Raw genomic sequence first — 8,326 nt, 5'->3', positions numbered from 1 at the left:
CTTTGGGGATTACAGAGAATGGTGCTACTCCTGTTTATGTTGATTCAACGGAAGATACCTATCTGATAGATGTTAATCAAATTGAGAAAAGAATTACAAACAGAACAAAGGCGATTCTTCCAGTGCATTTATATGGGCAGTCATGCGATATGGATACAATAGAAAAAATTGCAAAAAAATATGGACTGTATATTATTGAAGATTGTGCGCAAAGTCATGGAAGCTGCTGGAATCAGCACTATACTGGTACACAAGGAACTATTGGATGTTTTTCGTTTTATCCAACAAAGCCTCTTGGAGCACTAGGAGATGCAGGAGCAATTGTGACTAATGATGATGATTTAGCAGATAAAATCAGAATGTTACGCAACTATGGATCCAAAGTAAAGTACTATAATGAGAGCATAGGAAGAAATAGCAGACTTGATGAAATACAAGCAGCTATCTTATCTGTAGGCTTAAAGCACCTAGATGAGTCTAATGCAAATAGGCAAGCTATTGCAAAACGTTATTTATTGGAGATAAAAAATGATAAAGTATGTTTGCCATATATAGCTGCAAAAGCATCTCATGTTTTTCATCTTTTTCCATTACTGGTAGATGACCAAAAAAGATTTAACGCTTATATGTTAAGCAAAGGAATAAGGACGCAAGTTCATTATCCAATACCACCATTTATGGCAGAATGTTTTTCGGCACAAGGTCATGAATGGGAGGAGTTTCCAAATGCTTCTAACCTGTCTAAACATGAGGTTAGTATTCCTATTTATTCTGGAATGAAGATGGAGTATGTTGATTTTGTCATAAAAGTGATAAATGAGTATTAATCATTGGATTATAGAGTTAGAAGTTTGAATTGAGTATTATTTGTCTGAGTGTACTTATGGCTGATGAAAGTTTACATCATGTAGTTTCTTGCCTTTCCGGCAAGGAATCAAATTGCTTAGAGCATATAAGTTGTAAGATAAAAGGAGCAAGAAATGAAAGCATTAATTTTAAATTCTGGTAAAGGAAGTCGTATGGGAGACTTGACTAGTAAACATCCCAAATGTATGACTGAGATAGCCAGTATGGAAACCATTATCAGTAGGCAACTTAGGCAGGTTGAAGAATCCGGTATCAAAGAGGTTGTGATTACTACCGGCCCGTTCGAAGATAAGTTGATAAATTATGTGGAAAGCCTTGGCTTGGATTTAGATATTAGCTTTGTGTGCAATCCCTTGTATGAGGATACCAATTACATTTATTCTATCTATCTCGCAAGAGCATTTTTAAATGATACTGATCTCTTACTCATGCATGGCGATCTTGTTATGGAAAACGCTGTGTTTTTTAGTTTTTTAGAGCAGGAAGGATCGCTTATGGCAGGGAGTACTACGAAGGAACTTCCTGAAAAGGATTTTAAAGCTGAAATACTTGATGGGTACATTAGTAAGGTCGGTATTTCTGGCTTTAACTATTCATATAGTGTTGAGCCATTTTACAAACTTACAAAGGAGGATTGGGAGATTTGGCTTTCTGCTATTATAGATTTCTGTGAACGAAGAGATGATGGTGATGAGGAGCAAGGTAGAAAAGAGAAAGAAAACTTAGATGGAAGAGAGTCTCTGGGACATAATGCTAGGTTTGTGACTTTTTGGCAAAAACAATATGCTGAAGAAGCCCTAAATACTGTACTTTCAAAAATGAATCTTAAATTTTATGATATAGATAATCAATTATGTCAAGAAGTAGATAATCCTGAGGATCTTGCAGTAGTCGTACATCTTCTTTCTAGAGTTAAAAACCGAACGGTTTATCTTTGTTTTTCATCGGACATTTTATATAATGCACATTTTGAGTTGCTTCGGAAGGCAAGAAGAATAGGTAAGGTGATTGTAGGAGTGCTTACGGATGAAGTAGTTTCTTCCTATAAACGATATCCACTTCTTTCTTTTTTGCAACGAAAAGAAATGTTTGAAAATATTGCTGGAGTAGATAGGGTTGTGGAACAGGATAGCCTTTCTTATCGGAAGAACCTTGAGCACTTTAAACCAGATTTTGTTATACATGGAGATGATTGGCAGAACGATTTCCAAAAACCGATTAGGGATGAGGTTTGTAGCATATTGGCAGAGTACGGCGGTAAACTGGTGGAATTTCCGTATGTTAGGGATGAGAAGTATAAGGACTTAGAAAAACGAAGTAAGGCAGAGCTTGCCATGCCAGATTTTCGCAGAGGACGTCTTCGTAGAGAACTCAATATGAAGGGGTTTGTGAGGGTGATGGAAGCTCACGATGGCTTAACCGGGTTGATTGTTGAGAATACTAAGGTATATAAAGAAGGTGCAGCCCACCAGTTTGATGCTATGTGGGTAAGTTCTCTTTGTGATTCCACTGCAAAGGGGAAACCTGATATTGAGCTCGTAGATATGAGCTCTCGTTTTAGAACAATCGAAGATATTACAGAGATAACTACAAAGCCTATAATTTTTGATGGAGATACAGGTGGAATCAAGGAACATTTTGTGTACACTGTACGATCCTTGGAGCGACTTGGAGTCTCCATGGTAATTATTGAGGATAAAAAGGGCTTAAAGAAAAATTCCCTTTTTGGAACTGAAGTGGAACAGACACAGGATTCGATTGAAAGTTTTTCAGAGAAAATCCGTGCTGGAAAGAATGCGCAGCGAACAAAGGAGTTTATGATTTGTGCTCGTATAGAAAGCTTAATTTTGGAAAAAGGCTTGGATGATGCTCTGGATAGAGCTTTCGCTTTTGTTGACGCTGGAGCAGATGCTATTATGATTCATAGCAGAAAGAAAGAACCAGTTGAGATTTTTACTTTTGTAGAACGTTTCCGTGCAGCAGACAAAGAAACCTACATTGTAGTTGTGCCAACTAGTTTCAATACAGTAAAAGAAGAAGAATTTAAAGCTCGAGGTGTAAATGTTGTGATATATGCGAATCAATTAATGCGCGCATCAGTTCCTGCAATGGAAAATGCAGCGAAGACTATACTTGTAAATGAAAGAGCGGCAGAATGCGATAAAATACTTATGCCATTTAGTGAAATTATCCGTTTGATTCCAGAGGAAAATTGAGGAGGAGAATCAAAAAGTAGACGACTCTTATGCACAGTATGGTCTTTACAGAAATGCCGGCGTCTATTGCTCCGAAAGGTAAAAGAAGCTGCCCATACACAGAGTGGGGTTCAGGCTCTCTTTTGGGGGGGAAGTTCGGCAGCAACAGGAAGTTCCGCCTGTCATCATCTTCTAAGTTAATAGCACCCGTAAATGACATAGTCTTATGGATTAACGAAAACACCGATGTATTTACTGGTATATGTTCTAAAAGTCTAAATGCTTAACGATACTTTTAAATTTTAAAACGTATACCTCTGTACCGGATATATAGATTTGACAATAGATTATTTGGTGACCAAAAGGATATGTAACGAGAACTTTCCACCTAATCACCCAGGGGTCTTTTATTAGGAGATGCAAAAAATGAATGTTACGAGTATTGCAATATCAATAGGAACTTTTATTCTTGGATTTGCCGCAAATAAGTTATTAGACTGGATTACCGGAGTAGCTTCTAAGCAGTTAAAAAAAAGAACGATAGATTGTAATTTTCATGACTTTTATAATGGGGCACACCGGGATGTAGTCATTACTTCCAGCGGTTTTCCCTTTTTTTCTCCTTTTAATATTAAAGCAAGCCTTAATTCAGAAAAGGCATTTTTGTTGGCGATGCCTGTGGGCGTAGATAGAGAAGATAAAGAAAAGGCGTGTTTTTCCTCTGTGGACAGATTGACGGAATCGTTTGATAGCTTTATAAAAGCCAATTCGTTATCTGAAACATTAGAAGAAATACGTAGGGAAGTATATCAATCTTTTTGCGATAAAACACAAGGTAACTATTTTAATGGAAAGACATTGGGCGTAAATCATATAGATGGCCTATCAAGAACGACGGATAATAGAGAACAACCAATATTATCTATAGATTTTTTTGAAACAGATTATTATACACATAAAATTATTGGGAGATTGCTCGATAAAATTCAATTTGATAGTAGTCTTGTTCAAAAGGACATGGAAGGATTATATAGTTGGTCAAGAAATTCATTTGGAATTAGTTTGATATTAATTATTCCAAAAGATAATATGATTCTCTTAACGAAGAGATCAAAAAAGGCAGCATTTACGGAAGATAAAGAATGGATATATGTTTCTGTTACAGAAGCTCTATCAGAGACAGATTTTGATGAAGAGACTGGAGCTCCGGACATATCGAAAGCAGTATTTCGTGGCATACAGGAAGAGCTAGGGATAAAAGAGATACAATTAAAAAGTGACACTTTGCGTTTTTACGAATCTTTTTATGAAACCCATTTTCATCAAGATAATATAGTAGCTTCCATTGAACTGTCAGACACACTCAGCTTTAAGGGTATCGCCGAGCTATTGGCAAAAGATAAATTCATGGAAATAAAGGATGTTATTCCACTCCCCAAGAATAAAAAAGAAATAGCCACCTTTATTGAAAATAATGAAGAGCAGATGCGGTCTCAAACGATCTTTACTTTAGAAAGCTTTATGGCAAGACTGGAGGAATGATTAGAATATTAAGTAATAAATGAATTGTATTATGAAACCTTATGATTTTGTCGAAGTACAGGAGAAATTAGTTTTCTATCACTGAAGGGATTATGGGGGAAGCTTATGGAAGAAAATGAACAAGATTATAAGGATAAGATGCTTAAATTGATTCAGCTTGAATATAATGCTATGCGAGAAGAAATTAATAGTGCTCATTCTCACATATTTACAACTATGCAGATTTCTCTTGCTGCGGTTGGTGCGATACTTACCATGTTGTATAATTTTAAAGATAATCTGGTTATAGTACATTTCCTTTTATTGATTTTACTTCCTTGGATTAGCGCGTGTGCCGTCCTTACAATTTTGGCAGAATCACAGAGATTGAAAAGAGCTGGAGATTATATTTGTTTTTTAGAAGAAAAAGTAAAACTTTTGTGGAAATCATCTGACACATTATCGCAGTATGAGAAAGTGTGGAAGAGAAAGCAGAAGGTTGTAGAAAAGTGGCTAAGAATCAAACATACCAATATAAAGCTTTCCGGGCCTCTGTGCTTTGAGCGTTGGATAAGATGTTTGGAAATGGCGGAGGGTTCTTATGGCAGGTCTAGCATTATATTTATATTGAGATTTGCTTTGATTTATATTGCAATTCCGGCTGTCTCAATTGTTGCTTCTGTACTTATATACGGGGATAATGCAATGATTGATGCTTTTTATGATTTGGCAATAAGGAAATTACCATGTGTCGATATCATACTATTTTCTATACTTGGATACTTTTCGATAAAAATATGCATGGAAAATAAAGTTGCATATCAAATTCAAAAAGAATACATGGATGGATAGAGCCAGTAGTTGTTTATTAATACGAGGAGGAGATAACAAATGGAATGTGATTATTCTGGAGTTTGAGAGCCACTTAATCCATTACTCAGAGCCACTCAATCCGAGTGGAGGTGTCATACGGAATCAAATGTCATTCCGATGTTTATCGCCATATCCTGCAATGAATTTACGGCAATACTTAATGCATCGTTACTTGTTTTATTCTTAACGAGTATCGCACGCGTAGTGTGCGATATCTCGTTTTATATGGTTTGGTAACATAAACTGATTATATTGAGTGGGTATTATATGTTAAGGAGTTAAATCTTTGAGAGTAGATGTGAAGCGGATACAAGCTACCCCAAGTTTATCCGGTGAAGATGCGAAAAGAATTATGCTTCAGGTATCTACAAAGCCTTCAAAGGAAGCTATTAAAAGAAATGAAGCATTACTCGAGTTAAGAAAGAATATTTTAAGGGTAAATGGCAAATAACCTGTCATCTTGAATTCCTCCCTGAGATAGTGTGCAAAGTGGAAAAAGTGCGTTCAACTTTTCACACTTTGTACGATTATCTCAATTTTTGTGGAGAGAAAAAAGATGACAGGTTGTTTACCATTTACTCCACATCAAAATATGTAAGTCGGCAAAAAATGCAAATTTTGCCGACTTGTAGAACATAGAGGTAGAACAAAGAATAATATGGTACATAATCTTTCACATCAAAAAAACTTCTCCAGAGAAGACTTTATTACTGCCTTTCAGAAAGAAAATAAAAATAAAAGGAAAGACTCAGGAAGATATAATTTTCAGAAGTTATTGGAGAATGGGAATATTTATCGTGTAGGTAGAAATAGCTATCACATAGCAGAGGATTCGAAGAGAAATTACTCTTATCAGTATTCGGAGTTATCGTTAGAACTTGCAAAAAAGATTGAGGAACAATATCCGGAACTTGATTTTCGCATTTTTGAACTGGTCCAATTTAATGAATTCGTAAATCATCAGATTGCCCATAATGTGATATTTGTCTCCGTGGAATCAGGACTAGGAACTTATGTTTTTGATTCCTTGAAAGAACAATATACCGGTAAGATTCTCTTGAATCCCTCCGTGGAAACATTTCATCAGTATTGGTCAGATGATATGATTATTATAAAAAAACTGATTTCTGAATCCCCGAAGAGTGAAGGAGCTGTCTGGGAAACAAAGCTTGAAAAGATGCTGGTAGATCTTGTGGCAGATAAGCTTCTTTTATCCTGTGTCAGTAGAGGGGAGTATGATAATATTTTTCATCAGGCGTTTCAGGATTTTTATATTGATGAGAGTAAGTTGTTTCGATATGCAAGCAGGAGGAATGCAAGGAGCAAGGTATTGCTACATATAGATAAAACGGATTTAAGAATAGGATCGTAATATGCTGACATAAAATAATTTTACACTCCTTAGTTCAAAGCGTTGAATGCATACTGGGAGATAAGTTGACCGCTTTTGCACCACATACGACAGGTATTCGATTTCGTAACGATTACTATGAATAAATAATTAAACAGGTTTCATTTTGTGAAAACTGCTTATCATTTTTGCGATATTGCCGAAATTGCAGGTAGTACAGAATTTCTTTAATCATCCGTACTACCTACGATTTTTACTTTGCGTATTTGCAAAATTAGTTTAAGCGATGCCATCCCTAAGAAATATGATTGGAAGACGATTGTTAGTTTCTATCCTAGGACAATGGACTCGCTAATAGAAGGAGAAGCATTATGGGATGGGATCAGGATAGTCAAGTCATGGACGGCTTGGCAGAACATAGGGCTTATCATACAGTTGAAAAGCATTCACAGAAGCTTGTGCGGAAGCATACACAAAAATATAATGATAAAACTATAGGGGCAAGAAAGAACGGGGGACATCCCTTATACGTTTTTTCTCGCTCCTTTATGCTGTCTATTCCTCTGGCTCTGACCCTTCCGTTCTTTTCCCTAACGGCCCAAGCAGAGGGAAAATGGATACAATCAGAGGGACAGTGGCAGTATCAGGTGGAAGGACAAAACCAGAAGGGGTGGAGGGAGATTTCCGGCAGCTGGTATTATTTTGATCCTCTTACCGGGAAAATGCAGGATGGCTGGATTCTGGCAGACGGAAAATGGTATTTTTTGAAGACGGATACCGCAAACTGGGGAAAGATGGCTCAGGGCTGGACCTGGGTGGACGGCTATTGTTATTTTCTGAAGGATAATGGAACAATGGCTACTGAGGAGAAGACTCCGGATGGATACAGCATTTCCGCAAACGGGCAGTGGGTTCAGGATGGTAAGCCGGTACATGAAGAAGGAAAGGGCGTTTCCTCCCGGCGCTCTGCGCAGGTAGAAAAGGAAGCTAAGGCGGGAACCGCGGATGGCCAGCAGATAAATGTAAATGGGGGAGAACAAATTACTCTGATTAAGGGTATTGCCGGCTTCGGTGGAAGCGGTGGTTCCGGTGGCGGGGGCGGTTTTAGTGGCGGTTCAGGTTCCGGCGGTGGAGGCGGTTTTAGTGGCGGCTCCGGTTCCGGCGGTGGCTCAAGTTCCGGTGGCTTCGGTTCCGGAAGCGGTTTCAGTTCCGGCAGTGGTTCCGGCTCTACTTCAAGTGCTTCCGGCTCATCTGCAAGTTCTGTTGGCGGAGGCTTCCATTCAGGCGCCGGTAACAGCTCCGCTACGGTAGAGACCGACTCAAATCAAAGCAAGCTTTTTGGTGATAGCCAATCCGGCTCTGTAAGCAATACTGAAGAAAATACAGGCTTTACCACGGAAGCAACGGAAGAAGAAAACACATTTTCCGAAGAAGAGTTGGCAAGAAGGGCTGAAAAGCAGAGAAGGCAGACGGAAAAAGAGCTTGCCAAGCGAAAGAAGCTTTTAGAAAAAATTGAATA

Annotated in this window: 7 protein-coding genes; all 7 read left to right on the top strand. The window is 37.9% G+C overall.

Annotated elements, in window-relative coordinates; translation table 11 throughout:
* On the top strand, nt 1-827 hold an 827-nt coding region (locus ACO4PX_RS06615; protein ID WP_485572044.1), incomplete at its 5' end, for a DegT/DnrJ/EryC1/StrS family aminotransferase.
* A 153-nt stretch (nt 828-980) separates the two neighbouring features.
* Complete coding sequence (gene aepX / locus ACO4PX_RS06610) at nt 981-3,083, top strand: phosphoenolpyruvate mutase (RefSeq protein WP_485572043.1); 2,103 nt, start codon at nt 981-983, stop codon at nt 3,081-3,083.
* A gap of 405 nt (nt 3,084-3,488) precedes the next feature.
* Nucleotides 3,489-4,604: a hypothetical protein gene (locus ACO4PX_RS06605; RefSeq protein WP_485572042.1), complete on the top strand. Its 1,116-nt coding sequence runs from the start codon at nt 3,489-3,491 to the stop codon at nt 4,602-4,604.
* A gap of 105 nt (nt 4,605-4,709) precedes the next feature.
* Nucleotides 4,710-5,435: a hypothetical protein gene (locus ACO4PX_RS06600; protein ID WP_485572041.1), complete on the top strand. Its 726-nt coding sequence runs from the start codon at nt 4,710-4,712 to the stop codon at nt 5,433-5,435.
* Nucleotides 5,436-5,742: 307 nt separating this feature from the next.
* Nucleotides 5,743-5,907: a hypothetical protein gene (locus ACO4PX_RS06595; protein WP_485572040.1), complete on the top strand. Its 165-nt coding sequence runs from the start codon at nt 5,743-5,745 to the stop codon at nt 5,905-5,907.
* A 207-nt stretch (nt 5,908-6,114) separates the two neighbouring features.
* Nucleotides 6,115-6,828 (top strand): DUF6577 family protein, encoded by a 714-nt coding sequence (locus ACO4PX_RS06590; protein ID WP_485572039.1) that lies wholly within the window; start codon nt 6,115-6,117, stop codon nt 6,826-6,828.
* Nucleotides 6,829-7,178: 350 nt separating this feature from the next.
* Nucleotides 7,179-8,326, top strand: a 1,148-nt coding sequence (locus tag ACO4PX_RS06585) for an N-acetylmuramoyl-L-alanine amidase family protein (RefSeq protein WP_485572038.1), incomplete at its 3' end; no start/stop codon positions are given.

Source organism: Oribacterium sp. (genome assembly GCF_057249185.1).
This window is presented reverse-complemented; position numbering and strand designations above follow the sequence as displayed.